Here is a 26,207-nt window from a genome sequence, read left to right as displayed (position 1 = left end):
CCCTCCATGTCCGATCCTATCCTTTCCCTATCAGATGTAACCCTGACGCTGAAAGGCAATGCCGGGCCGGTGGAAATCCTGCATGGCATATCATTGGACGTGGCGCAGGGGCAAAGCGTCGGCCTGATCGGCCCTTCGGGGTCGGGCAAGTCGTCGCTGTTGATGCTGATGGGCGGGTTAGAGCGCGCCACGGGCGGGCAGGTGCGGGCGCTGGGCCATGATCTGGGCGCGCTGGGCGAGGACGCTTTGGCGCGGTTTCGGCGGCGCCATATGGGCGTGGTGTTTCAGTCGTTTCACCTGATCCCGACCATGACCGCGCTGGAAAACGTCGCCACCCCGCTGGAACTGGCCGGGGCCCGCGACGCGTTTGACCGCGCCGCCGAGGAATTGCGCGCCGTGGGGCTGGGCGCGCGGATGGATCACTATCCCAGCCAGATGTCGGGCGGCGAGCAACAGCGCGTTGCCCTGGCCCGTGCCGCCGCGCCGCGCCCCGATATCCTGCTGGCGGACGAACCCACCGGCAATCTCGACGGCGCCAATGGCGAGGCGATTATCGAGATGCTGTTCGGCCTGCGCGACCGCCACGGCGCGACGCTGGTTCTGGTGACCCATGCGCGCGAGCTGGCCGAACGCTGCGACCGCGTGGTGCGCCTGCGCGATGGCCGCATCGACGGGGCCGCCGCATGAGCCTGCCCATCGCCGCCCGCATCGCCCGGCGCGAGCTGCGCGGCGGGTTGCGCGGCTTTCGCGTGTTTCTGGCCTGTCTGGCGCTGGGCGTCGCGGCCATCGCCGCCGTGGGCACCGTGCGCGAGGGGATCGAGGCCGGTCTGCGCGCCAACGGGGCGGTGATCCTGGGGGGCGATGCGCAGATGTCGTTCACCTATCGCCGTGCGTCGGACGCCGAACGCGACTGGATGCAGGCCAATGCCCGCGCCGTGTCCGAGGTGATTGATTTTCGCTCCATGGCCGTTGTGGGCGATCAGCGGGCGCTGACGCAGATCAAGGCGGTCGATGATCTTTATCCGCTCTATGGGCAGGTCGAGCTGTCTCCGCCCATGCCGATCGACCGGGCGCTGGCGGGTGACAGCGTGGTCATGGCGCGGGTGCTGGCCGATCGTCTGGGCGTGGCACCGGGCGATAGGGTGCGTCTGGGCGCCAAGGAGTTCACCCTGTCGGCCATCCTGCTGCGCGCGCCCGATGACGCGGGCGCGGGCTTTGCGCTGGGGCCGCCGAGCATCGTGCGCGGCGCGGCGCTAGAGGGCACGGGCCTGTTGTCTGCGGGCAGCCTGTTTGACAGCGATTACCGCCTGGCCCTGCCCGAGGGAGCCGATCTGGCCGCCCTTCAGGCCAAGGCAGAGCGCCTCTTTCGCGACACCGGGCTGCGCTGGCGCGATGCGCGCAATGCCGCGCCGGGCGTGACCCGCTTTGTCGAACGCATGGGCGCCTTTCTGGTGCTGGTCGGGCTGGCCGGTCTGGCGGTGGGGGGTGTCGGCGTGTCGGCTGCCGTGCGCGCCTATCTCGACAGCAAGACCGAGGTCATCGCCACGCTCAAAACCATCGGGGCCGAGGGTCGGGTGATCTTTGCCGCCTATCTGATGCAGATCGGGGTGCTGGCGGTGCTGGGCATCGCGATCGGGCTGGTTCTTGGCGCGCTGATCCCGCTGGCGCTGGCCCCGGTGATCGAGGCGCAACTGCCACTGCCCGCCGATCTGGGCGTGGCGGCGGGGCCGCTGGCGCAGGCGGCGCTTTATGGCGTGCTGACCGCGCTGATCTTTACCCTTTGGCCCCTGTCGCGCAGCGGCCAGATCCGCGCCGCCGCCCTGTTTCGCGATGAGATTGAGCACAGCTTTGCCCTGCCGGGCTGGCGCGTGGCGCTGGTGACGCTGGGGCTGATCGCGGCGCTGGTGGGCGCGGCGGCCTGGCTGTCGGGCGTGGCCTGGCTGACCTATTGGGCGGCGGGCGGCATTGCCGGGGCGCTGGTGCTGCTGATCATCGTGGCCGGAGCGCTGAAATGGCTGGCGCGCCGGGCCGCCAAGGCACGGGCCCTGCGCGGGCGCACCGCGCTGCGGCTGGCGCTGGGCGCGATTGGCGGGCCGGGGGGCGAGGCGCGCTCGGTCGTGTTGTCGCTGGGGCTGGGCCTGTCGGTGCTGGCCGCCGTCGGCCAGATCGACGCCAACCTGCGCAACGCTATCGCGGGCGAATTGCCCGATGTCGCGCCCAGCTATTTCATCGTCGATATCCAGCCCGACCAGGTGCAGGGCTTTCTGACCCGCGTGAATACCGACCCCGGCGTCAGCCGTGTGCAGACCGCGCCGATGCTGCGCGGCGTGATCACCCGCATCAACGGCCAGCCCGCGCGCGAGGTGGCCGGCGATCATTGGGTGCTGAGTTCTGATCGGGGCGTCACCAGTTCGGACAGGCCACCGCCTGGCACGGTCATCACCGACGGCCAGTGGTGGCCCGCCGATTACGACGGCCCCGCGCAGATCAGTTTCGCGCAGGAAGAGGCGCAAGAGATGGGCCTGAAGCTGGGCGATCTGCTGACGGTCAACATTCTGGGCCGCGATATCAATGCCACGATCACCAGCTTTCGGGTGGTCGATTTCTCGACCGCCGGGATCGGGTTCGTGATGTCGATGAACCCCGCCGCGCTGGCCGGGGCGCCCTATACCTCGATCGCGACGATCTATGCGTCTGATGCCGCCGAGGCGCCCATTCTGCGCGATCTGGCGGCCAGCTATCCCAATATCACCGCGATCCGGGTGCGCGACGCCATCGACCGCGTGGCCGAGGTGCTGCGCGGGTTGGCGGCGGCGATCACCTATGGCGCGCTGGCGACGCTGGTGACGGGCCTGTTCGTGCTGATTGGCGCGGCGGCGGCGGGCGAACGCGCCCGGGTCTATGAGGCGGCGATATTGAAAACCGTGGGCGCGGTGCGCGGGCAGGTGCTGGCCTATTTCACGCTGCGCTCGGCCATTCTGGGCGCGGCGGCGGGCGGGGTTGCCGTTCTGGCGGGCGGCATTGCCGGATGGGCGGTGATGACATTCGTGATGGAAGAGGCGTTTGTGTTTCAACCCGGCTCGGCCCTTGTCATCGTCGCGGGGGGCGTTGCGATGACCGTTCTAGCCGGTCTGGGCTTTGCCCTGCGACCCCTGTCGGCTCGGCCCGCGCGGGTGCTGCGGGCGCGCGAATAGGTCGCGTGATTGCCGGGTGTCAAACCGCGCGCGCCGGTTTAGGTTGGCCGCAGGAGGTATCGCGAATGCTAAGCGTGACCGATCTGGCGAAATCCTATGGGCAGGGTGATGCGCGCGTGGCGTTGTTCGAAGGCGTGTCGTTTGACGTGGCCGCGGGCGAGGCCGTGGCGCTGACCGGTGAATCGGGCAGCGGCAAAAGCACCCTCTTGCATCTGTGCGCCGGGCTGGATCTGCCCGATGCCGGTCAGGTGCGGATCGGCGGGCGCGATCTGGCGGCGCTGTCCGAACGCGGGCGGGCCGGGCTGCGGCGTGGGCAGATCGGGCTGGTGTTTCAGCATTTCAACCTGGTGCCGTCGCTGAACGCGGCCGACAACCTGGCCTTTCAGGCGCGGCTGGCGGGGCGGCATGACCCCGCGCATTGCGCCGATCTGATGGCGCGGCTGGGCCTTTCGGGCCTGGGCGGCCGCTATCCCGAACAGCTGTCGGGCGGGCAGCAACAGCGCGTCGCGATCGGGCGGGCGCTGGCGGCGCGGCCGGGGCTGATCCTGGCGGATGAGCCCACCGGCAACCTTGACGAGGCCACCGGCGACGCGGTGCTGGACCTGCTGCTGGATCTGGTTGCAGACACCGGCGCGGCCCTGCTGATGGTCACTCATTCCGAACGATTGGCAACACGGCTGCCCCGGCGGCTGCACCTGCATTCGGGGCGGTTGGGGTGATGTATCGCGCGGCCCTTTCCGCCCTGTTGTCGCATTGGTGGCGGCACAAGGTGCAGCTGGCCAGCCTGCTGCTGGGGCTGGCATTGGCGACGGCGTTGTGGTCGGGGGTGCAGGCGATCAACGCCCAGGCGCGCGACAGCTATGATCGCGCGGCGCAGATGCTGGGGCAGGGGCGTTACGCGCGGCTGGTCTCGCCTGAGGGGCCGATGGATCAGGCCCGCTTTGCCGCGCTGCGCCGGGCGGGCTGGCCGGTCTCGCCGCTGATCGAGGGGCGGCTGCGGCTGAGCGACGGATCGGTGCGCCTGATCGGGATCGAACCTTTGACCGCGCCGCAGGGCGTGGCGCCCGAGGGGCTGGAGGCCACCGCATCTGATTTCGCCGACTTCCTGCGCCCGCCGGGCCTGTTGCTGGCCGCGCCCGAAACCGTCGAAGCGCTGCGGGACGAGCCGGGCCTGCCGCCCTTGCGCGCCGTCGAGGGCATATTGCCCGGCGTGGTGGTGGCCGATATCGGCATCGCGCAGGGGCTGCTGGGGATGGGCGGGCAGCTCTCGGCGCTGATCGTGACGGGCGATGTGCCGGGCGAAGTGGCGCCGGGGCTGCGGCTGTTGCCGCCGCAATCGGGTGGCGACATGGCGCGGCTGACCGACAGTTTTCACCTGAACCTGACGGCCTTTGGCCTGCTGTCTTTCGCGGTGGGTCTGTTCATCGTCCATGCCGCGATCGGGTTGGGGTTTGAACAGCGTCGGGCGATGTTCCGCACCCTGCGGGCGCTGGGCCTGCCGCTGCGCGACCTGTGCCTGCTGTTGGCCGCCGAGGTGGCGATACTCGCCGTTCTGGCCGGGCTGATCGGGGTGGCGCTGGGCTATGTCGTGGCGGCCGCGCTGTTGCCCGATGTGGCGGCGACGCTGCGCGGGCTTTACGGGGCCGAGGTCTCGGGCAGTCTCAGCCTGTCGCCCGCCTGGTGGCTGGGCGGGATCGCGATTGCGCTGGCCGGGGCGGCGGTGGCAGCGGGGCAAAGCCTGTGGCGGCTGTGGCGCCTGCCAATCCTGGCACCGGCGCAGCCACGCGCCTGGGCGCGGGCCTCGGACAAGGCGCGGCGGGTGCAGCTTGCCGGGGCTGCCCTGCTGTTTCTGGTCGCGCTGGGGCTGGGGATCTGGGGGCAGGGGCTGGTGGCCGGGTTCGCCTTGCTGGGCGCGCTGTTGCTGGGCGCGGCGCTGGCGCTGCCGCCGTTGCTGGCGCTGGTGCTGCGGTTGGCGGCGCGGTCTGCACGGCGGCCCCTGGCGCAATGGTTCTGGGCCGATACGCGGCAGCAGCTGCCGGGGCTGTCGCTGGCGCTGATGGCGCTGTTGCTGGCGCTGGCGGCCAATATCGGCGTGGGCACGATGGTGGCCAGTTTCCGCGCCACCTTCACCGGCTGGCTGGATCAGCGCCTTGTGGCCGAGCTGTACGTGACCGCCGAGACCGAGCCCCAGGCCGCGGAACTGCGCGAATGGCTGGCGCCGCGGTCCGAGGCGGTGCTGCCGGTCTGGTCGGTCGATCGCCCGGTGATGGGCGCGCCAACGCGGATTTACGGCGTGGCCGATCACGCCACCTATCGTGACAACTGGCCGCTGATCGCCGCGCAGCCCGACGTGTGGCAGGCCGTGGCCCAGGGGCGCGGCGCGCTGATCAACGAACAGATGGCCCGGCGCAACGATCTGTGGCCCGGCGATGCCGTTGATATTCCGGGCCGGGCGGGGATGCCGGTTGTGGGGGTGTATTCTGACTATGGCAATCCGCAGGGGCAGGTGATGATCGGGGTCGATCTGCTTGTGGCGCTTTACCCCGACGTGCCGCGCCTGCGCCACGTGGTGCGCGTGGCGCCCACTGATGCGCCCGCGCTGGCGGTGGCGCTGCGCGACGAATTTGGCCTGCCTGACGACAACGTCACCGATCAGGCCTCGGTCAAGGCGTTCTCGCTTAGGGTGTTCGAGCGCACCTTTACCGTCACCGCCGCGCTGAATGTGCTGACGCTGGGCGTGGCCGGGCTGGCGCTGTTGCTGAGCCTGCTGACGCTGGCGCAGATGCGCCTGCCGCAGCTGGCGCCGGTCTGGGCGCTGGGCCTGACGCGGGCCGGGCTGGCGCGGCTGGAATTGGCGCGCGCGCTGATGCTGGCGGCACTGGTGATGGTGCTGGCGGTGCCGGTCGGGCTGGTGCTGGCCTGGGCGCTGCTGTCGGTGGTAAACGTGGCGGCCTTTGGCTGGCAGCTGCCGATGCAGGTGTTTCCAGCCGACTGGCTGCGGCTGGCGGTGCTGGCGCTGCTGGCCGGGGGGCTGGCGGCGCTATGGCCCGCCTGGCGGCTAGCGCGGATGGCGCCGGCCGATCTGGTCAAGGTATTCGCGCATGAACGTTAGGGCGGTGATAGGCGCGCTGGCCCTGATCTGGGCCGGGATTTGCGCACAGGCGCAGGGCTTTGCCGGGATGGGCAGCGCGGCGGATGGCTTTGCCGTGCCCCAGCGCGGCCATGTGTTGACCTTTCCGGCCGATCACGGCGCGCATCCCGATTTTCGCATCGAGTGGTGGTATCTGACCGCCAATCTGCGCGGCGAGGACGGGCGCGATTACGGCGTGCAGTGGACGCTGTTCCGATCCGCCCTGGCGCCGGGGCGGGGTGCGGGCTGGGCCGATCCGCAGATCTGGTTCGCGCATATGGGGCTGACGACGCCCGACCGGCATTTCGCGGCGCAACGGTTTGCGCGGGGTGGGGTCGGGCAGGCCGGGGTGCAGGCCGACCCGTTCGAGGCCTGGATCGACGACTGGCAGATGGCCGGGCCGGGGTTGCATGAGTTGCGGGTGCAGGCGGGCGAGGCGGGCACCGGCTATGACCTGAGCCTGCGCAGCGACGGGCCGTTGGTTCTGCACGGGCAGGGCGGCTATTCGGTGAAATCGCAGGGCGGGCAGGCCAGCTATTATTACTCGCAGCCAGCCTATGCGGTCAGCGGGGTGCTGACCCTGCCCGACGGCCCCGTGGCGGTGACCGGGCAGGGCTGGCTGGATCGCGAATGGTCAAGCCAGCCGCTGGCGGGCGATCAAAGCGGCTGGGACTGGGTGTCGCTGCATCTGGATGACGGCGCGCGGCTGATGGGGTTTCAACTGCGGCAATCGGACGGGGTGTTCACCTCGGGCACCTATATCGCGGCGGATGGAACGGTGATGCCGTTGCGGCCCGGCGCGCTGCAGATGCGGCCCATCGCGCAGCACGGCGTGGCGGGGCGCAAGCTGCCGGTCGAGTGGCAGGTGACACTGCCCGAACAGGGCGTCGATCTGCGGATCAATGCGGTCAACCCCGATGCCTGGCAGGGCCTGACGCCGCCCTATTGGGAAGGGCCGGTGCGGATCTCGGGCAGCCATGGCGGCATGGGTTATCTAGAGATGACGGGCTATTGATCCCCTGCGGCGGGGCGCCCCCTTTGCGCCGGTCAGAGGGCGCGATAGGGTGCGGGCAATCAACCAAGGATGCCCGATGCACGCGCCCATTCCCCTGACCCGCGACCTGGTTCTGATCGGAGGCGGCCATTCCCATGCGCTGGTGCTGCGGCAATGGGCGATGCGGCCCTTGCCCGGCGTGCGGCTGACGGTGATCAACCCCGGCCCCAGCGCGCCCTATTCGGGGATGCTGCCCGGCCTGATCGCGGGGCATTACCGGCGTGAGCAGTTGGAGATCGACCTGGTGCGGCTGGCCCGTGCGGCCGGGGCGCGGGTGGTTCTGGGCTGCGCCACGGGCATCGACCGGCAGGCGCGGCTGGTCGCGGTCAAAGGTCGCGCGCCGGTGTTCTATGACATTGCCTCGATCGATATCGGCATCACCTCTGACCTGCCGTCGTTGCCCGGTTTTACTGAACATGCCGTGCCGGCCAAGCCGCTGGGCGCCTTTGCCGACCGGTGGGAGGCCTTTGCCGCCGCCGCCCGCGACGGTGCGCGGGTGTTGGTGATCGGTGCCGGGGTGGCGGGGGTCGAGCTGGCGATGGCCAGCGCGCACCGGCTGCGCCAGCAGGGTGTCGCGGCCGAGGTTCATCTGCTCGAGGCCTCGGACCGCCCCTTGCGCGACATTGGCGAGGGCGCGCGCCGGGCGCTGTTGTCGCAACTGCGCGAAAACGGGGTCACGCTGCACACCGGTGTCGCGATTGACCGTGTCACGGCCACGGGCGTGATCGCCGGCGGGGCCGAGATGCCCGGTGATCTGGTGATCGGCGTTGCGGGCGCGCGGCCTCAGGGCTGGCTGGCGGATACGGGGCTTGATCTGGTCGACGGGTTCGTCGCCGTGGGGCCCGATCTGGCGTCGGTCAATGACCCGGCGATCTATGCGGTGGGCGATTGCGCCCATCTGACCCATGCGCCGCGCCCCAAGGCGGGGGTCTTTGCCGTGCGCGAGGCGCCGGTTCTGTTCGACAACCTGCGCGCCGATCTGATCGGCGGGCGCCGGCGGCCCTATCACCCGCAGCGTGATTACCTCAAACTGATCTCGACCGGCGGCAAGCGGGCCGTGGCCGACAAGCTGGGCCTGCGGCTCGAGGGCGACCTGCTGTGGCGCTGGAAAGACCGGATCGACCGCAAGTTCATGGCGATGTTCCACGACATGCCTCCGATGCAAGCGCGACCCGCGTTGCCGCCCGTCGCGGCGCAGGGCGTGGCCGAGATGCTGGCCGGGCACCAGCCGCCCTGTGGTGGCTGCGCGGCCAAGCCGGGGCCGGATGTGCTGCGCGGGGGCTTGTGCGATCTGCCCGCGCCGGGGCGGGCCGATGTGCTGGTGGGCGCGGGCGACGATGCGGCGGTGCTGGGTCATGGCGACGGGGCGCAGGTGATCACCGCCGACCATTTCCGCGCCTTTGTCGATGACCCCTATGTGCTGACCCAGATCGCGGCGGTGCATGCGCTGGGCGATATCTGGGCGATGGGTGCCGCGCCTCAGGCGGCGCTGGCGACGCTGATCCTGCCGCGAATGCGCGACCGGATGCAGGCCGAGATGCTGCGCGAGATCATGGCCGCCGCGACGCAGGTGTTTCGCGCGGCGGGGGCCGATCTGGTGGGCGGGCATACATCGGTCGGGGATGAGCTGACCGTGGGCTTTACCGTCACCGGGCTGCATCCGGGGCGGCCCATCGGGCTGGCGGGCGCGCAGGCGGGCGATGCGCTGATTTTGACCAAACCCCTTGGCAGCGGCACGATCTTTGCCGCCGAGATGCAGGGCCGCGCGCACGGTGATGACGTAGCCGCCGCGCTGCGGGTGATGGCGCGGGCGCAGGGCGATGCGGCGGGCATTCTGGCGCCGGTTGCGCGCGCGATGACCGATGTCACCGGATACGGGCTGGCGGGGCATCTGTTGACAGTGCTGCGGGCCTCGGGGCTGGGGGCCGATCTGGCGCTGGGCGCGGTGCCGTTGATGCCCGGCGCGCTGGAACTGGCGCAAGAGGGCGTGCGCTCAACCGCCTATGAGGCCAACGCGGCGCTGGGGCGCGATCTGATCGGGGCAGAGCCGGGCGACCCGCGCACCGCGCTGTTGTTCGATCCGCAGACGGCGGGCGGGTTGCTGGCCGCTGTGCCGGGTGATCAGGCGCAGGGGGTTGTCGAGCGCTTGCAGCAGGGCGGCGATCAGGCGGCGGTGATCGGGCATCTGGCGCCCGGCGCGCCGCAGATCACGCTGCGCTGATCTGGCCGATCATGGCGGCGACGCACCGGGCGGTCTGATCCAGCGTTGCGCCGGCCAGGTCTGGCAGGTCGATGCGCGCGGCGATCCGGTCGGCAAAGGGCCCGCGCTGACGGGCATAGCGCGGGTCGTAATGATGCTGCATCAGGCTGGCGGCCAGCGCGGGCCAATCACGGCTTTGCCCCATCGTCAGCCAGTCTTCGACCCGGTCGCGCGGATGCAGTGGCGCCAGCCGCAGCAGGGTTTCGCGCAGCTGCGCGGGGTCTTGGGTGATCTCGGCATAGCTGCGGCTGATATAGCCGGCGCGCGCGGTCAGCGGGGCGGTCAGCTCGATCCGGGGGGCGGCTTTCATCGCGTCCCACAGCGCGGGCGGCAGGTTGATGCGGCCGATCTTGCTGGATTCGCCCTCGACCAGCACCGGCTGGGCCGGGTCCAGCGCCGCCGCCGCCATGGCCAGCCGGGTTTCAAACATCTTTTGCGCGGGCTGCCCGCCCGGCATCGGCCCAAAGATCGACCCTCGGTGATTGGCCAGGCCCTCCAGGTCGATGACCTGCACGCCCTCGGCGGCGATACGTGGCAAGAGGGCGGTCTTGGCCAGCCCGGTATTGCCCTCAAGCACCACGACAGGCGCGGGCCAGGGCGCGTCATACAGCGCCTTTTGCACCAGACGGCGAAAGGCGCGATAGCCGCCGTCGATGGTTTCCGACTGCCAGCCGATCTGGCGCAAGATGATGCTGAATGACCCCGACCGCTGACCCCCGCGCCAGCAATAGACCAGCGGGCGATAGCCCTTGGGCCGGTCGGCCAGCGTGGTTTCCAGCGCCCGCGCCGCATTTCGCGCCACCAGCGCGGCGCCGATCTTGCGGGCCTCGAACGGGTTGACCTGGGTATAGATCGTGCCGACCCGTGCGCGCTCTTCGTTCGACAGGGCGGGCAGGTTGATGGCGCCGGGGATGTGATCCTCGGCGAATTCGGCAGGGGATCGAACGTCGATCACCTGATCGAAGGGCAGGCCAGCCAGGGCCGAGAGATGGGACAGTGTCACGGGCATGGCCGATCGATACGCGTATTTGCGGCGCGACGCAAAGGTCTGAATGCGCATCGTCGCGTGACAAGCGGGGCCGGATTTGCCACAACCGGCGGACGCGACGGATGGGGATGGGCATGAGCGGCAAGGCGTGGGAATTCTGGATCGACCGGGGCGGCACCTTTACCGATGTGGTGGCCTGTGACCCGCAAGGGGGGCTGAGCACCCGCAAGCTGTTGTCGGAAAACCCCGAACGGTATCGTGATGCCGCCGTTCAGGGTATCCGCGAGGCGCTGGGCCTGACGCCGGATGATACCATTCCCGATGCTGCGATCCGCGCGGTCAAGATGGGCACGACAGTGGCCACCAACGCCCTGCTCGAACGCAAGGGCGAGCCGGTTCTGCTGTTGATCACCCGCGGCTTTGCCGACCTGTTGCGCATCGGGTACCAGACCCGCCCGCGCCTTTTCGACCTGCATATCCAGCGCCCCGATCTGCTGTATCAAGAGGTGGCCGAGCTGCCGGAACGGCTGGATGCCGAGGGCAATGTTCTGACGCCGCTGGACGAAGCCGCGACCCGCGCCGCCTTGCAGGCCGGCCATGACGCCGGGCTGCGGTCGGTGGCGATTGCCGGGCTGCACGCCTATCTGAACCCCGCGCACGAGCTGCGCGCCGCCGAGATCGCGCGCGAGGTGGGGTTCACCCAGATTTCCACCAGCCACCAGACCTCGCGCCTGATCAAGCTGGTGGGCCGGGGCGATACGACCGTGGTTGATGCCTATCTGTCTCCGATCCTGCGGCGCTATGTCGATCAGGTTGCGGGCGCGCTGGATATGGGGCGGGCCTGCGACAGCCTTTTGTTCATGCAATCCAACGGCGGGCTGACCGACGCGCGGCTGTTTCAGGGCAAGGATGCGATCCTCAGCGGCCCCGCTGGCGGCATCGTCGGCATGGTGAAAACCGCCAGCGCGGCAGGGTTCGACCGGCTGATCGGGTTCGACATGGGCGGCACCTCGACCGACGTGTCGCATTACGCCGGCGAATACGAGCGCAGTTTCGAGACCGAGGTCGCGGGCGTGCGGATGCGGGCGCCGATGATGGATATTCACACCGTCGCCGCCGGGGGCGGGTCGATCTGCACTTTCCGCGACGGGCGCTATCAGGTCGGCCCCGAAAGCGCGGGCGCCAATCCCGGCCCGGCCTGCTATCGGCGCGGCGGCCCGCTGACGGTGACCGATTGCAACGTGATGCTGGGCAAGCTCGCGCCCGCGCATTTCCCGCCCGTCTTTGGCCCCGATGGCGATCAGCCGCTGGATGCCGATGTGGTGCGCGAGAAATTCACCGCGCTGGCCGCCGAGATCGCCCAGGCCACCGGCCAGCCGGTTGAAACGCCCGAGGCCGTGGCCGAGGGTTTCCTGCGCATCGCCGTCGACAACATGGCCAATGCGATCAAGAAGATCAGCGTTCAGCGCGGCCATGATGTGACGCAATACACGCTGCAATGTTTTGGCGGCGCGGGCGGGCAGCATGCCTGCCTTGTGGCCGATGCGCTGGGGATGAAACGGGTGTTTTTGCATCCGTTCGCCGGGGTGCTGTCGGCCTTTGGCATGGGGCTGGCCGAGATCCGCGCCATGCAGGAACGTCAGGTCGATCTGCCGCTGGGTGGCGATGTTACGGCCGTTCTGGCGGTGCTGTCCGACGCCGCCATGGCCGAGGTGGCCGGGCAGGGCGTCGCGGCATCCGACATCCGCACCGAGGCGCGCGCGCATCTGCGCTATGACGGCTCGCACCAGACGCTGGAGGTGCCCTTTGGCGACCCCGCGCAGATGCAGGCCGATTTCGAGGATGCGCATCAGGCGCGGTTCGGCTTTACCTCGCCCGAGCGCGCGCTTTACATCGACATGCTGTCGGTCGAGGCGATCGGCACCGCCGCCGATGTGCCCGGTCTGGCAGTTGCAGGTGGCGCGGCCGTGCCCGCCGATCATGTGCCGGTGCATCTGGAAGGCGCGCGCGGCGACGTGCCGCTTTATGCGCGCGAAACCCTGGGCGCGGGTGTCCGTGTCACCGGCCCCGCCATCATCACCGAGCCCACCGGCACCAATATGGTCGAACCGGGCTGGGCCGCGCGGGTCGATGATCTGGGCAACCTGATCCTTGAGCGCGTCACCGACAAGGCCCGCCCCCGCGCCGCCGGCACCGAGGCCGACCCGGTGCTGCTGGAGGTGTTCAACAACCTCTTCATGTCGATTGCCGACCAGATGGGCGCGACGCTGGCCAACACGTCTTGGTCGGTCAACATCAAGGAACGGCTGGATTTTTCCTGCGCGATCTTTGATGTGAATGGTGATCTGGTGGCGAATGCCCCGCATGTGCCCGTGCATCTGGGCAGCATGTCCGACAGCATCAAGACGGTGATGCGCCAGAACCCCGACGTGCGGCCCGGCGACGCGTTCATGCTGAACTCGCCCTATAACGGTGGCACGCATCTGCCCGATGTCACGGTGGTGACACCGGTATTCGTGGGCGACGCGGTGCTGTTCTGGCTGGGCTCGCGCGGGCATCATGCCGACATCGGCGGGCGCACGCCCGGATCGGGCCCGCCCGACAGCACCCATATCGAGCAAGAGGGCGTTCTGATCGACAATATGCGCCTGGTGGCCGAGGGCGCGTTCCAAGAGGACGAGGTGCGCGCGGTTCTGGCCTCGGGCCGGTTCCCGTGCCGGAACATTCCGCAGAACCTGGCCGATCTCAAGGCGCAGGTCGCTGCGAACGAGACCGGGCGGCGCGAGTTGCTGAAGGTGGTCGCCGCCTATGGGCAGGATGTGGTCACCGCCTATATGGGCCATGTTCAGGACAATGCCGAGGAAAGCGTGCGCCGGGTGATCGACCGGCTGTCGGACGGGGCGTTCACCTATCCGATGGATCACGGCGCGCAGATCCGGGTGGCGGTTCGGGTCGATCGCGACGGGCGCTCGGGCGTGATCGATTTCACCGGCACCAGCCTGCAGCATGTGGGCAATTACAACGCGCCCTATTCGATCTGCCGGGCGGTGGTGCTGTACGTGTTCCGCACCATGGTGGGGGCCGATATTCCGCTGAACGAGGGCTGTCTGAAACCGCTGGAGATCATCGCGCCCACCGGCACGATGCTGAACCCGGTCTATCCGGCGGCGGTGATCGCGGGCAATACCGAGGTCAGCCAGGCCGCCTGCAACGCGCTTTATGGCGCGCTGGGGGTGATCGCCTGCAGCCAGGGCACGATGAACAATTTCATCTGGGGCAATGACACCTTCCAGAACTACGAGACCATCGCCGGGGGCACCGGCGCCGGGCCGGGGTTCGATGGCTGTGACGCGGTGCAAAGCCACATGACCAACACCCGGATGACCGACCCCGAGGTGCTGGAGAAACGGTTCCCCGTGCGGCTCGAGGAATTCTCGATCCGCCGCGGGTCGGGCGGCGCGGGCCAGTGGCGCGGCGGCGACGGTGTCGTGCGGCGGCTGCGCTTCCTCGAGGGCGTGACGGTGACGACGCTGAGTTCGCACCGCAAGGTTCCGCCCTTTGGGGTCGAGGGCGGCGAACCCGGCGCGGTGGGGTGCAACAGCGCCTGTCTGCCCGGCGGGCGCTGGGCCGAATTGGGTGGCAATGACGAGATCGACCTGCCCGCCGGTGGTCAGTTCGAGATGCGCACCCCCGGCGGGGGCGGCTGGGGCTAGCTGCGCACGGTATAGGGCGTGTCGAACCAGTGTTCCTGCAGGTTCGCGCCCGGGCCGATCCGGTCGATCACGGCAAAGAGGCCCGGATCTGTCAGCGGCGTCAGCACCCCGTGCCATGTGCCGCGATGCAGGCTGATGCCCTGACGCGGGCGGGTCATAAAGGCCAGCGGCGTGCCGGGTGTGCCGCCCTGATCGGGGGCGACGATCACCAGGAACGGGTTCTCGGTCATCGGAATGAAGGTCTGGCTGCCTTCGGGGTGGCGTTCGACCATGTCCAGCGTCAGGGGCAGCATCCGCCGCTGCGCCAGAAACAGGCTGACGCCGGCGCGGCCCTCGGGGCCAAAATCCAGCGCAGCGCGGTCGTGATACCGCTCGCATAGGCCCTGATTGATCAGCTTGTCGGGATCGCCCGCAGTATCCAGCACGTCGCCGAAAGGAGCAAAGGCGCCCTTGCTGATCGGCTGTATGCGGATGGTTTCGCTCATGCTGGGCGGCCAAAGAGGCGCAGGCGGCTGACGCCTCCGTCGGGGTGGATGTTCAGCCGCACATGGGTGACCGGGCCCAGATCATGGATGCCCTCGCGCAGGTCGTGGATGGCGTCGGGGCCAAGGCGGGTTTCGGGCAGTAGGGTTTTCCAGAACATGGAATCGGTGATGACCGCATCATCCAGATCATCACCAAAACCCGACAGGTCGGCGGCCTGAAGCGAACAGCGATCGGGGTAGTTGCCCTTGAAATGCGCGGTGTCGATGGCAATGCGGTCGATCACGCCGCGGGTGCCCAGGGCCAGCACGATCCAGTCATGGCCCGGCACGCGGCGGCGGCGGGTTTCCCAGCCATCGCCCATATCGGCGCCGCGGCCCGGCGCCAGCAGGCGGTGATAGCTGCCGTAATGGGCATCGGAAAACCCCAGGATGCGGCCGCCGTTCAGGGCCGAGACCAGGTCGATCTCATCCCCGGCGCGGGCCGGGTCAAAAGCCGGGCGGCCATAGGCGCGCAGGCGCGCGACGCCGCCGTCGGGATAGATGTGCAGGCGCAGGTGGGTCCAGGTCTCGGGGCTGTTGCAGGGCAGGAAATGGTGTGCGCCGGGGCCCAGCGGGCTGGTGGGCAGGATCGTGGTCCAGCTGGCGTCTTGCAGGTCGTCGCTGGCCGAGGCGCAGGCCTCGATCCGGGCGGCGGGGGGGTAGTTGCCGGTGAAATGGGCGGTGTCGATGTCAAAGCCCTCGATCCGCCCCGGCGCGGCCAGCTTGATCGTGGCATGGTCATGCCCGCCATCACGGCGGCGACGGGTTTCCCAGCCGTCCATCCATTTGCCGTGGTCGTCATATTTGCCCTCGATGAATACCGGGTCGGTATCGGCCAGCATCCGGGCCAGCGGGGCAAAGAATTCGTCGGTCGCGTCAATGGCGCGGGCACCCAGCCCGGCCGAGGCCAGGTTGATGCCGGTTCGCGCGAACAGCGGCAGGTCGGGGTTCAGGGCTGACAGCGAGGGCATGTGGCGCGTTCCTTAATGGGGCAGGATGTCGTTCAGGCGGTGACGGGCAATGCGCTCGACCTGGGCGCAGGCGGTGGCGAATTCGGTGTCGCGGTCGTTTTCAAGGCGGGCGTGAAAGGCGGCCAGGATGGCGGCCTTGTCGTGGTCGCGCACGGCGATGATGAAGGGAAAGCCGAAGCGCGCGGTGTAGGCGGCGTTCAGGCGGGTAAAGGTGGCGCGTTCGTCATCGGTCAGCGCGTCCAGCCCGGCACCGGCCTGCTCGGATGTGCTTTCGGCGGTCAGGCGTTTGGCGGCGGCCAGTTTGCCGGCTAGGTCGGGGTGGGCGGTCAGCACGGCCAGGCGTTCGGCCTCGGTTGCGCTGCGGAACATCCGCGCCAGCGCCGAATGCAGGCCCACGGCGGTGTCATGGGCGGGGCCCAGTTCCAGGTCAAAGGCGCGTTCGGCGATCCAGGGGGAATGTTCAAAGATGCTGCCGAAGCGGGCAACAAAGGCCTCGCGGCTCATCTGGCTGGGGCGGTCAAACCGCGCGGGCGGATGGGTGGTGGCCCAGTGGCGCGCGATGTCGATGCGGCGCGGGGTCCAGACGTGATCAAACCCCTGAATATAGTCGATGAACCGTTTCAGCCCGGCCAGTTTGCCGGGGCGCCCGATCAGGCGACAATGCAGGCCGATGCTCATCATCTTGGGCGCGCCGCCTTCGCCTTCGGCATAGAGCACGTCGAAGGCATCCTTGAGATACTGAAAGAATTGCTCGCCCGTCACATATCCCGGCGCGGTGGCGAACCGCATGTCGTTGGCTTCCAGCGTGTAGGGGATGATCAGCTGATCGCGGTCGCCGAATTGCATCCAATGCGGCAGGTCGTCGTCATAGGTGTCGCTGATGTAATCGATCCCGCCCGCCTCGGCGACAAGACGCAGGGTGTTCACGCTGCATCGCCCGGTATACCAGCCGCGCGGGCGCTGGCCGGTGACCTCGGTATGCAGGCGGATCGCCTCGGCAATCGCGGCGCGTTCCTCGGCCTCGGGCATGTCCTTGTGGTCGACCCATTTCAGCCCGTGGCTGGCGATTTCCCAATCTGCGGCCTGCATCGCCTCGACCTGCGCCGGGCTGCGCGCCAGCGCGGTGGCGACGCCGTAGATGGTGACCGGGATGCCCGCGCCGGTGAACAGTCGGTGCAGCCGCCAGAACCCGGCCCGCGCGCCATAGTCATAGATTGATTCCATGTTCCAGTGGCGCTGGCCCGGCCAGGGTGCGGCGCCGGGGATGTCGGACAGGAACGCCTCAGAGGCCGCGTCGCCATGGAGGATGCAGTTCTCGCCGCCTTCCTCGTAGTTGAGCACGAATTGCACGGCGATCTTCGCGCCGCCCGGCCATTGGGCATCGGGCGGGGTGGGGCCATGGCCATGCAGATCTCGTGGATATCGGTGCACGCGGAACTCCTTTGTGTGTCAGAACCATTATGACAGGCTGAACGGGGTCTTTTTCAAGAAAATCTTGAAACAGTTCCGCCTTCGCCGCAGGCTGGGCTTGGCGTTAAGATCGGCACTGGCACGTGGCCCAACGCAAAGGATGACCCCATGACGCAATCGGGCGGATACCTGACGACCCATGTTCTGGATACGGCGCGCGGCTTGCCGGCGGCGGGGATGGCGATTGACCTTTATCGCATCGAGCACGACCAGCGCAGCCATCTGCACAGCATGGTCACCAATGCCGACGGGCGCACCGATACCCCGATCCTGCCCGCCGAGGGGTTCGAGATCGGCACGTATGAGCTGGTCTTTCACGCGGGCGCCTATCTGGATGCGATCGGCACTCCGTCTGAAGCGCCGCGGTTTCTGGACATGATCCCGATCCGGTTCGGCATCAGCGACCGCGCCGCGCATTACCATGTGCCGCTGCTGCTGTCGCCGTTCGGCTATTCGACCTATCGCGGCAGCTGAGCCATCTGCGCTGCCAGTTCGGCGCGGCAATGGGCGACCATGACATCGACGAACAGCCGCACCTTGGCATCCTTGAAGCGCCGGGTCGGATAGAGGCAGGCCAGCTGGGTCGGCGTCGGCGGGGTTTGCGTCGCCACCGGCACCAGCGCGCCCGAGGCGATATGCTCGGCCACCTCGAAAAGGGGCTTGAGGATGATGCCTTGCCCGGCCAGCGCCCAGTCGGTCAGCACCTCGCCATCATCCGATTCCATCGGGCCGGTGATCTCGAAATTCTGCGGGCCCTCGGGCGTGACCAGCGGCCAGCGGAATTCCTTGGCGCCGGGAAAGCGCAGGTTCAGGCAGTCATGGCCGCGCAGCAGGTCGGCCCCGGTTTCGGGCATGCCCTTGCGGGCGATGTAATCGGGCGCGGCGCACAGAACGCGCGGGCATTCGGCAATGGCGCGCATCTTGAGATCGCTGTCGGCCAGCGGGCCCAGGTGAAAGGCCACGTCCAGCCCTTCGCCGGTGACGTCGATCACCCGGTCGGACACGCGCAGGCGCACGTTGATTTGCGGATGCAGGGCGCGAAAGGCGGGCACATGCGGGGCGATGAACCGCCGGCCCACGCCCAGAGGCGCGGCGACGAACACGGTGCCGCGCGGGGTTTGTCCGGCATCCATGACCTGAGCCTCGGCCTCGTCGATGCTATCAACGATCTTGCGCGCGCCTTCATAGAACAGCCGGCCGTTCTCGGTGGGTTGCAGGGCGCGGGTGGTGCGGTTGAACAGCCGCACTCCCAGATGCTTTTCCAGCTCGGCAATGCGCGACGACGCCACCGCAGGCGAGGTGCGCTGATCGCGGGCGGCGGCGCTCATGCTGCCCAGATCATAGACACGCAGGAACATCTTGATGTTGTTCAGATAGGCCATGGCTATTTTTCGGCTATGTTTGAAAGTGATCCGTCATTTGATGAATTAACAAAAAGGTGCGGGTCGGTATAGCCTGTTGGCAGGCAACCGGATGGGGTGAAGATGCTGGAACTGGTGTTGATCGAGGAATGGGCGCAGTTCGCCATGCGCTGGTTGCATGTGATTACCGCGATCTGCTGGATCGGCTCGTCTTTCTATTTCATCGCGTTGGATCTGGGGCTGCGGCGCGACCGCGAACTGGCCTCGGGCGCCAATGGCGAGGAATGGCAGGTGCATGGCGGCGGGTTCTATCACATCCAGAAATATCTGGTCGCGCCCGCAAACCTGCCCGAGCATCTGGTCTGGTTCAAATGGGAAAGCTACACCACCTGGCTGTCGGGGTTCGGGATGCTGTTCCTGGTCTATTACCTGGGCGCCGACCTCTATCTGATCGACCCGCAGGTGCTGGATATTCCGGTCTGGGCGGGGATCGTGATCTCGCTGGCGTCGCTGGGGGTGGGCTGGCTGGCCTATGACGCGATCTGTAAGTCGCGGTTCGGCGATGACAACACGCGGCTGATGATATTCCTCTATCTGGTGCTGGTGGTGCTGTCCTGGGTGTTTACGCAGGTGTTTTCCGGCCGCGCAGCGCTGCTGCATCTGGGGGCGCTGACGGCGACGGTGATGTCGGCCAACGTGTTCTTTGTGATCATCCCGAACCAAAAGATCGTGGTGGCGGATCTAAAGGCCGGGCGCACGCCCGATGCCAAATACGGCAAGATCGCCAAGCAGCGGTCGACCCATAACAACTATCTGACGCTGCCGGTGCTGTTCCTGATGCTCAGCAACCACTATCCGTTGGCTTTTGCATCGGAGTATAACTGGATCATCGCCAGCCTGGTGTTCCTGATGGGCGTGACGATCCGGCATTATTTCAACACGTTGCACGCCCGCAAGGGCAGCCTGAAATGGACCTGGGTTGCCACGGTGGCGCTGTTCCTGGCGGTGATGGCCCTGTCGGTTCTGCCGATCTACATGTCCGACGAGGATTACCCCGAGGAAACCGCCCTGACCCCGTTCGAGCAACGCTTTGCCCAGGCCGAGGGGTTCGCGGATGTCTACGACACCGTGCTGGGCCGTTGTTCGATGTGCCATTCGGCCTATCCGGGGTGGGAGGGCATCGCCCAACCGCCCAAGGGTGTGATGCTGGAAACCGAGGCCCAGATCGCGCGGAATGCCCGGCAGATTTTCCTGCAGGCTGGCGCGACCCACGCGATGCCGCCCGCGAACGTGTCTTACATGGAGCCGCAAGAGCGTGCGGCCATCGTGCGCTGGTATCGCGCCGCCTTGGACGGTTAACCCGCCAGCCCCTTGATCATCATCGCCTCGCCATCGGCAACGATGGGCGGCAGACCCTGCGCGCCAATGGCGGCGGCGTAAAGGTTGGCCAGCGCGCCATTGCCGACCACGGCCACCCGCTGGCCCAGCCAATAGGCGCGCGTTGCGGCCAGTTCGGCCCCAATGAGCGCACCCCAGGTGATGATCTCGGGCATGCCGGTCGCGCGGGCCGAGGCCAGCCGTTCGGCCAGTCGCTCGGGCCGGGACATGCCGTCGCTGATGGCCTGGTCCATATCGGTGCTGGGGGTGGGAGGGGTCAGGCCGCCCGCCAGTTGCGGTGTCAGGAAGGCCTGAAAGCTGACGATTTCCTGGGCGCTGATATGGGCCCAGACGGTGGCCGCGCCGGGCAGGCACAGCACGCCGTCGAATTTGGGATTCAGCCCGACAAAGCCCGCGATGGCGGCCTCAGCGCCCCAGCCGTGATGCGCCGGGCTGGCCTGTGACAGGGCAGGCAGGGCGCGCAGGGTCAGGTCTTGATAGTCATGGTCGATCAGCCCGCCCGGTGCGGCCGGGCAGGGCACCTGGCGCGGCGCGATGAAGAGCCCCGTGGCCCGCACCGGCAGATCGCCCATCGCCGCCACGGCCGTGGCCAAACCCTCGGGCGCGCAGTTGTCGCGCCCGGTGATCCGGCCGTTTTCGACCAGCCACAGCTGATGTGGCGTGGCGGCGGCGTTGAGGGCGATCCAGCGGTCGGCGGGCATGGCTTAGTCCTTGGCGGTTTGCGTGGCGCAGTCATGGATGGTTTCGGCCAGCCCGGTCAACAGCGCGTCATAGAGATCGGGGCCGGGCGTCAGCGCCACCCCGGCGGGATCGAGCGGCCCGCCAAGACGGGCGTCGGTGCCCTCGGTCAGGGTGATCAGATAGGCGGGGTCTTCGCCGGCCTCGGGGAACACGCAGGCGCCGGGTGTGGCCAGAACGGTCTGGCGCAGCCCGGACAGATGCCCGGCACCGGGCGCCGAGGCGTCGCTGTCGGCGACGTTGCCCAGGATGGTCAGGCCAAAGGCATGGGCATAGCTGTCATAGGCATTGTGCGCCATGATCAGCGGCGCGCCCTGGGCGGGTTCCAGCAGGATACGGGTGGCGACGGTGGTCTCGATCACCCGGCGCTGCGCCTCGGCCAGATTGGCCTGATAGATCTCGGCATTGGCGGGGTCGATGCGCACCAGCTCGGTCGCGATCAGGGTTGTCCATTCCAGCGCAATCGCGGGGTCAAGCCATTGGTGCAGCTCGTCGCCGTGATGGTCGTGGCCGGCATGGTCGTCATGGTCCGCATGGTCGTCATGATCCGCGTGGTCATCGTGATCGGTATGTTCGTCATGTTCGTCGTGGCCCTCATCGCCTTGCAGGGTCAGCCGGCGGGTGTCGGCCCCGGCGCCGTCCAGCGCGCGATCCAGCCACGGGGTCAGCTCGGGCCCGACCCAGACCACCAGATCGGCCTCGGCCAGGGTGCGCGCCTGCGAGGGGCGCAGCTGAAAGTGATGCGGATCGGCGCCCTGGCCCAACAGCAGCACCGGTTCGCCCACGTCCTGCATCAGCATCGCGGTCAGCGAATGCACCGGCGGTATGTCGGTGACGATGGTCAGATCTCGGGCGGCGGCGGGCAGGGCGGCCAAAAGGGCGGCAAGGCTGGTAACGATACGCATGGTGTTTTCCTGTTGCAGGTTCGGGGGCTTTATTGATATGTAATATGATAACAAGTCAAGGGGCCAGAATGACAAATCAACCCATCGCATTCGCCGAGCATGACCATAGTGCCTGTTGCGGCGACATGATGCGCCGGGCCGAGGCCCTGGCGCAGGACAAGGGTCTGCGCCTGACGCCGGTGCGCAAGCGGACGCTTGAGATTTTGCTGGAAAGCCATCATGCGCTGGGCGCTTATGACGTGCTGAACCGGCTGGCTGCGGACGGGTTCGGAAACCAGCCGCCCGTGGCCTATCGGGCGCTGGATTTCCTGGTGGAAAACGGGCTGGCGCATCGTATCCAGCGGCTGAACGCCTTTGCCGCCTGTATGCATCCGGGCCAGCCGCACCGCCCGGTGTTTTTCATCTGCACCGGCTGCGACACCGTGGCCGAGGCGCCGGGCACCGGCGTCGGCGCGGCAATTGCCACCGCGGCCGAGACCGTGGGCTTTGCCGTCGAACGCATGAATATCGAGGCCGTGGGCCTGTGCCCTGCCTGCCGCGAGGCCGCATGAGCCTGATTCAAGCCGAAAATCTGGATGTGCGCTATGGCGGGGTCACGGCGCTGAGCAAGGTCGATTTCCGTATCGAGCCGGGCGAGATCGTCACCGTTGTCGGGCCGAACGGGTCGGGCAAGTCGACCCTGATGCGCGCGCTGCTGGGTGTCGTGGCGCCCTCGGGCGGGCAGGTGACGCGCAAGCCGGGGTTGGTGGTGGGCTATATGCCGCAACGGCTGGCGCTGGACGGGCGGATGCCGATGACGGTGCGGCGGTTCCTGTCGCTGCCGGTGCGCCGTGGGGCGGGTGAGTGCGATGCGGCGCTGGCGCGGGTCGGCGTGTCGGGCATTGCGGGCCAGCAGATGGATACCCTGTCGGGCGGCCAATTCCAGCGCGTGCTGCTGGCGCGGGCGCTGTTGATGCGGCCCGATATCCTGATCATGGACGAACCGACGCAGGGCCTAGATCAGCCCGGAACCGCGGCCTTTTACAAGCTGATCGAGGATCTGCGCGCCGAGACCGGCTGTGCGGTGTTGATGGTCAGCCACGATCTGCATGTGGTCATGAGCGCCTCGGACCGGGTGCTGTGCCTGAACGGGCATGTCTGCTGCCAGGGCACGCCGCATGTGGTCACCAACGCACCCGAATACCGGGCGCTGTTCGGGCTGGGCACGGGCGGGGCGCTGGCGCTGTATCAGCACGCGCATGACCACGACCATGAAAACTGTGACCACGATCACGACCATTCGCACGACCACAAGGACCACGCCCATGCTGGATGATTTCCTGATCCGCGCGGTGATGGCCGGGCTTGCGGTGGCGCTGGTGTCGGGGCCGTTGGGCTGTTTCGTGGTCTGGCGGCGGATGGCCTATTTCGGCGAGGCCACCAGCCATGCCGCCATTCTGGGCGTGGCGCTGGCGCTGGCGTTTTCGGCCAATATCTTTGTCGGCACGCTGGCGGTGGCGCTGGTGATGGCACTGGCGGTCAGCGCGCTGACCGGGCGCGGGCTGGCGATGGATACGACGCTGGGCGTGCTGGCCCATGCGGCGCTGGCCTTTGGTTTGGTGGGGGTCAGTTTCCTGTCGGGCGTTCGGGTTGACCTGAACGCCTATCTCTTTGGCGACATCCTGGCCGTCAGCAAGACCGACCTGGCCTATATCTGGGGCGGGGCGCTGGTGGTGCTGGGGCTGATCACGGCGCGTTGGCAGGCGCTGATCACCGCCACGTTGAACGAGGAACTGGCTCAGGCCTCGGGGCTGAACCCCGCGCGCGAGCGGCTGGTGCTGGTGCTGGCGCTGGCGCTGGTGGTGGCGGTGGCGATCAAGGTCGTGGGCGCGCTGTTGATCGTGGCGATGCTGATCATACCGGCGGCGGCGGCGCGCGGGCTGTCGCGCACGCCCGAGGCCATGGCCGTGCTGGCGGCGCTGATCGGCGCTGTGGCGGCGCTGGGCGGGCTGGCCATGTCGCTGATGGCCGACACGCCCGCCGGGCCCAGTATCGTGGCCGTCGCGGCGGTGCTGTTTGCCGTGATCGTAGCGTTTTCGGCGGGCGGGCGCGCAAAAGGTCGTGTTTGACACAAGTCAAACCCAGCCATGCGCAATTGCTATATCAGGGATGCGCAAATCCATGAGAGGCCGACCCGATGCGTCTGACAACCCGAACCAACATCGCCATGCGCGCGCTGATGTATTGCGCGGCCAATCCGGGCCGCGTCGTTCGCAAGTCGGACATCGCGGGGGCGTGCAATACCTCGGAAAACCACATGGCGCAGGTGATCAACGCGCTGAGCCATTTCGGGCTGTTGAAAACCGCGCGGGGCCGGCATGGCGGCGTGATGCTGAACCTGCCGCCCGAGGAAATTCTGGTGGGCCAGGTATTCCGCAAGCTTGAGGCCGGGGTGCCGTTCATCGAATGCTTTGCCGGGGAAAAGAACAACTGCCCGCTGGCCGAGTTCTGCAAACTGCGCGATGTGCTGTGCGGTGCGCTGGCCGAGTTCTACAAGGCGCTCGACAAGGTGTCGCTGGCCGATCTGGTCAAGGGAAACACCGAGCTTGAGGAAACACTGGCCCTGCCGACTGCGGGGATTGCCTAGCGGCGCGGGCTTGCTAGGCTGGGCGCCTTAACAAAGGCGGCCCATGTTCGATCCGATCTCTCAACCCGATGAATTCCTGCGCGTGCTGTTCGATACGGCGGTGCGCGAGGCCGACCCGATGCGCTGTGTGCCGGCGGCCCTGCCGCCGCGGCCCGCGGGGCGGGTGCTGGTTGTCGGGGCGGGCAAGGCCTCGGCCCGGATGGCCGAGGCGGTCGAGGCCGACTGGGGTCCGCTCGACGGGCTGGTGATCACCCGCTATGGCCATGGGCGCCCCTTGCAGGGCATCGAGGTCGCCGAGGCCGCGCATCCGGTGCCAGACGAGGCCGGGGCGCGGGCGACGCGGCGGATGCTGGATCTGCTGGCCGGGCTGGGGCCGGATGATTTTGTGCTGGCGTTGATTTCGGGCGGGGGGTCGGCCCTGCTGACCGCGCCGGCAGAGGGGATTTCCTTGGCCGAGAAACAGGCGCTGACCGCCGATCTGTTGGTCAGCGGCGCGCCGATCGGCGACATCAACGGCATTCGCAAGGAACTGTCGGCGGTCAAGGGCGGGCGGCTGGCGGCGGCGGCCTATCCGGCGCGGATGCTGGCGCTGATGGTTTCCGACGTTCCGGGCGATGATCCGGCCGATATCGCCAGCGGCCCCACGGTGGGGCATCGCGGCGATGCGGCGCGGGCGCTGGCGGTGCTGGATCGCTGGGGCGTGACGCCGCCGCCCGCGATCCGGGCCTTTCTGGAACAGGGCGGCGACCCGGTGCAGCCCGACGATCCGCGCCTGTCACGGGTCGAGAACCGGGTGATCGCCGCACCGGCACAATCATTGGTGGCGGCCGAGGACCAGGCCCGCGAGCTGGGCTGTGTCACGCGCATTCTGGGCGATGACCTGGAGGGCGAGGCGCGCGAGCTGGCCGCGACCCATGCCGCACTGGCGCTGGAGATCGCGGCCACGATGGTGCCGGGCGACGCGCCGGTTCTGTTGCTGTCGGGCGGCGAATGCACAGTGACGCGCAGCGGCGATGGGGTGGGCGGGCCGAATGCCGAATATGCGCTGGCCATGGCCCTGATGCTGAACGGCGCGCCGGGGATCTGGGCGCTGGCCTGCGACACGGACGGCGTCGATGGCTCGGCCGAGGTCGCGGGCGCGGTGGTTGGGCCCGACACGATGCGCCGGGCGGCCGAGATGGGGCTGGACCCGGTTGCGGCGCTGGCCCGCAACGACAGCCACGGGTTTTTCGCCGCGCTGGGCGATCAGGTTGTGCCGGGGCCGACGCTGACCAATGTGAATGATTTCCGCGCGCTGCTGATCCTGCCCGCCTAATTGGCGGGCACCGGGCGGATCGAGGCGACCAGCTCGGCCACCTTTACCCCGAATTTGCGCATTTCGGACCGGTTGGTGATGCTGCCATCGGGGTTGAGGAACAGCCAGTCGGTGACATCCAGCACATGCCCGCCGGCGTCGGGTTCCAGCCGCAGCCGATAGCGCAGTTTCAGCGCCGCGCCCGCGGTTTCGCCTGTGGCGGTGCCGATGACATCGGGGGCGGTGCCGGTCAGGCGGCCGTCAGAGTGGCGGGTCAGCTGCCAGGTGCGGGTCTGGCGGGCTCCGCTGGCAAAGGTGAATTCCTCGTGCAATGTGCCGCTGTCGCCCTGCCAGTCGCCTTGCATGCGGGCGGTGAACCGGGCGGCGACCTTGCCGGTGGGGCCAAAGATCACGCCTTCGGACAGCATCGGCCCGGACAGGTGGCGGGTGACATCGAAACGCGGCGTGGTGTCGGCATATTGGCCCACATCACGCCCGGCAAAGCCCAACCCGCGCAGGGCCAGCAGGGTCACGATCACGGTGGCTATGATAAGGGCAAGGGCTGTCATCACTTTCATGGC

Annotated in this window: 22 protein-coding genes; 14 read left to right on the top strand and 8 right to left on the bottom strand. The window is 68.2% G+C overall.

The window, feature by feature from the left end; all coding sequences use genetic code 11:
• The first annotated feature begins 6 nt into the window (after positions 1-6).
• The 6 genes from OE856_RS12260 to selD all read left to right on the top strand — a co-directional run bounded on the left by OE856_RS12260 (position 7) and on the right by selD (position 9,599).
• Positions 7-687: an ABC transporter ATP-binding protein gene (locus tag OE856_RS12260; protein WP_263716419.1), complete on the top strand. Its 681-nt coding sequence runs from the start codon at positions 7-9 to the stop codon at positions 685-687.
• On the top strand, positions 684-3,194 hold the full coding sequence (locus tag OE856_RS12255; RefSeq protein ID WP_263716418.1) for an ABC transporter permease: 2,511 nt from the start codon (positions 684-686) through the stop codon (positions 3,192-3,194). The genes OE856_RS12260 and OE856_RS12255 overlap by 4 nt, the downstream gene beginning before the upstream one ends.
• Before the next feature lie 65 nt (positions 3,195-3,259).
• Positions 3,260-3,913, top strand: a complete 654-nt coding sequence (locus OE856_RS12250) for an ABC transporter ATP-binding protein (RefSeq protein ID WP_263716417.1) — start codon at positions 3,260-3,262, stop codon at positions 3,911-3,913.
• Positions 3,913-6,306, top strand: coding sequence for an FtsX-like permease family protein (locus OE856_RS12245; protein ID WP_263716416.1), 2,394 nt, complete (start codon positions 3,913-3,915; stop codon positions 6,304-6,306). Before OE856_RS12250 ends, OE856_RS12245 begins: the two co-directional genes overlap by 1 nt.
• Positions 6,296-7,339 carry a lipocalin-like domain-containing protein gene (locus OE856_RS12240; RefSeq protein WP_263716415.1) on the top strand — a complete coding sequence of 348 codons (1,044 nt, stop codon included), beginning with the start codon at positions 6,296-6,298 and terminating at the stop codon, positions 7,337-7,339. Before OE856_RS12245 ends, OE856_RS12240 begins: the two co-directional genes overlap by 11 nt.
• Before the next feature lie 76 nt (positions 7,340-7,415).
• On the top strand, positions 7,416-9,599 hold the full coding sequence (gene selD, locus OE856_RS12235) for a selenide, water dikinase SelD (RefSeq protein ID WP_263716414.1): 2,184 nt from the start codon (positions 7,416-7,418) through the stop codon (positions 9,597-9,599).
• Here the strand turns inward: selD and mnmH are convergent.
• Positions 9,586-10,647, bottom strand: a complete 1,062-nt coding sequence (gene mnmH, locus OE856_RS12230) for a tRNA 2-selenouridine(34) synthase MnmH (protein ID WP_412174887.1) — start codon at positions 10,645-10,647, stop codon at positions 9,586-9,588. The two genes, selD and mnmH, sit on opposite strands and share 14 nt — an antisense overlap.
• Positions 10,648-10,760: 113 nt before the next feature.
• Here mnmH and OE856_RS12225 point away from each other — a divergent pair, with 113 nt between their 5' ends.
• Entirely contained in the window at positions 10,761-14,339 is a 3,579-nt protein-coding gene (locus OE856_RS12225; RefSeq protein WP_263716412.1) for a hydantoinase B/oxoprolinase family protein, read from the top strand.
• On the opposite strand, the gene OE856_RS12220 is transcribed toward OE856_RS12225, so the two are convergent.
• The 3 genes from OE856_RS12220 to puuE are packed head-to-tail and all read right to left on the bottom strand — an operon-like array spanning position 14,336 to position 17,265.
• Positions 14,336-14,824, bottom strand: coding sequence for an ureidoglycolate lyase (locus tag OE856_RS12220; protein ID WP_263716411.1), 489 nt, complete (start codon positions 14,822-14,824; stop codon positions 14,336-14,338). The genes OE856_RS12225 and OE856_RS12220 overlap by 4 nt on opposite strands.
• On the bottom strand, positions 14,821-15,834 hold the full coding sequence (gene alc, locus OE856_RS12215) for an allantoicase (protein WP_263716410.1): 1,014 nt from the start codon (positions 15,832-15,834) through the stop codon (positions 14,821-14,823). The genes OE856_RS12220 and alc overlap by 4 nt, the downstream gene beginning before the upstream one ends.
• A 12-nt stretch (positions 15,835-15,846) precedes the next feature.
• Positions 15,847-17,265: an allantoinase PuuE gene (puuE, locus tag OE856_RS12210; protein ID WP_263716409.1), complete on the bottom strand. Its 1,419-nt coding sequence runs from the start codon at positions 17,263-17,265 to the stop codon at positions 15,847-15,849.
• Between the two features lie 147 nt (positions 17,266-17,412).
• Between puuE and uraH the strand changes: the two genes are divergently transcribed.
• Positions 17,413-17,778: a hydroxyisourate hydrolase gene (gene uraH, locus OE856_RS12205; RefSeq protein WP_263716408.1), complete on the top strand. Its 366-nt coding sequence runs from the start codon at positions 17,413-17,415 to the stop codon at positions 17,776-17,778.
• On the opposite strand, the gene OE856_RS12200 is transcribed toward uraH, so the two are convergent.
• Positions 17,763-18,686 carry a LysR family transcriptional regulator gene (locus tag OE856_RS12200; protein ID WP_263716407.1) on the bottom strand — a complete coding sequence of 308 codons (924 nt, stop codon included), beginning with the start codon at positions 18,684-18,686 and terminating at the stop codon, positions 17,763-17,765. The genes uraH and OE856_RS12200 overlap by 16 nt on opposite strands.
• Positions 18,687-18,788: 102 nt before the next feature.
• Between OE856_RS12200 and OE856_RS12195 the strand changes: the two genes are divergently transcribed.
• The gene (locus OE856_RS12195; protein ID WP_263716406.1) at positions 18,789-20,024 is read left to right on the top strand and encodes a urate hydroxylase PuuD; all 1,236 of its coding nucleotides are present in this window, start codon (positions 18,789-18,791) and stop codon (positions 20,022-20,024) included.
• Here OE856_RS12195 and OE856_RS12190 read toward each other — a convergent pair.
• Both OE856_RS12190 and OE856_RS12185 read right to left on the bottom strand, forming a co-directional pair.
• On the bottom strand, positions 20,021-20,764 hold the full coding sequence (locus tag OE856_RS12190) for a 2-dehydro-3-deoxygalactonokinase (RefSeq protein WP_263716405.1): 744 nt from the start codon (positions 20,762-20,764) through the stop codon (positions 20,021-20,023). The two genes, OE856_RS12195 and OE856_RS12190, sit on opposite strands and share 4 nt — an antisense overlap.
• Before the next feature lie 3 nt (positions 20,765-20,767).
• Positions 20,768-21,706 (bottom strand): zinc ABC transporter substrate-binding protein, encoded by a 939-nt coding sequence (locus tag OE856_RS12185; RefSeq protein WP_263716404.1) that lies wholly within the window; start codon positions 21,704-21,706, stop codon positions 20,768-20,770.
• A 68-nt stretch (positions 21,707-21,774) separates the two neighbouring features.
• Here OE856_RS12185 and OE856_RS12180 point away from each other — a divergent pair, with 68 nt between their 5' ends.
• The 5 genes from OE856_RS12180 (at position 21,775) to OE856_RS12160 (ending at position 25,647) form a co-directional block, all read left to right on the top strand.
• Positions 21,775-22,257 (top strand): Fur family transcriptional regulator, encoded by a 483-nt coding sequence (locus OE856_RS12180; RefSeq protein ID WP_412174886.1) that lies wholly within the window; start codon positions 21,775-21,777, stop codon positions 22,255-22,257.
• Positions 22,254-23,021, top strand: a complete 768-nt coding sequence (locus OE856_RS12175; protein ID WP_263716403.1) for a metal ABC transporter ATP-binding protein — start codon at positions 22,254-22,256, stop codon at positions 23,019-23,021. The genes OE856_RS12180 and OE856_RS12175 overlap by 4 nt, the downstream gene beginning before the upstream one ends.
• Entirely contained in the window at positions 23,011-23,814 is an 804-nt protein-coding gene (locus tag OE856_RS12170) for an iron chelate uptake ABC transporter family permease subunit (RefSeq protein ID WP_263716506.1), read from the top strand. Before OE856_RS12175 ends, OE856_RS12170 begins: the two co-directional genes overlap by 11 nt.
• 68 nt (positions 23,815-23,882) lie before the next feature.
• Positions 23,883-24,332 (top strand): RrF2 family transcriptional regulator, encoded by a 450-nt coding sequence (locus OE856_RS12165; protein ID WP_263716402.1) that lies wholly within the window; start codon positions 23,883-23,885, stop codon positions 24,330-24,332.
• A gap of 43 nt (positions 24,333-24,375) precedes the next feature.
• Positions 24,376-25,647: a glycerate kinase gene (locus OE856_RS12160; protein WP_263716401.1), complete on the top strand. Its 1,272-nt coding sequence runs from the start codon at positions 24,376-24,378 to the stop codon at positions 25,645-25,647.
• Here OE856_RS12160 and OE856_RS12155 read toward each other — a convergent pair.
• Positions 25,644-26,204 carry a DUF3833 domain-containing protein gene (locus OE856_RS12155; protein WP_263716400.1) on the bottom strand — a complete coding sequence of 187 codons (561 nt, stop codon included), beginning with the start codon at positions 26,202-26,204 and terminating at the stop codon, positions 25,644-25,646. The two genes, OE856_RS12160 and OE856_RS12155, sit on opposite strands and share 4 nt — an antisense overlap.
• Positions 26,205-26,207 lie beyond the last annotated feature (3 nt).

The sequence above is a fragment of the Actibacterium sp. XHP0104 genome (genome assembly GCF_025751515.1).
Classification (GTDB): domain Bacteria; phylum Pseudomonadota; class Alphaproteobacteria; order Rhodobacterales; family Rhodobacteraceae; genus Actibacterium_D.
The sequence above is the reverse complement of the archived record's forward strand: the minus strand, read 5'-3'. Positions and strand labels throughout refer to the sequence as shown.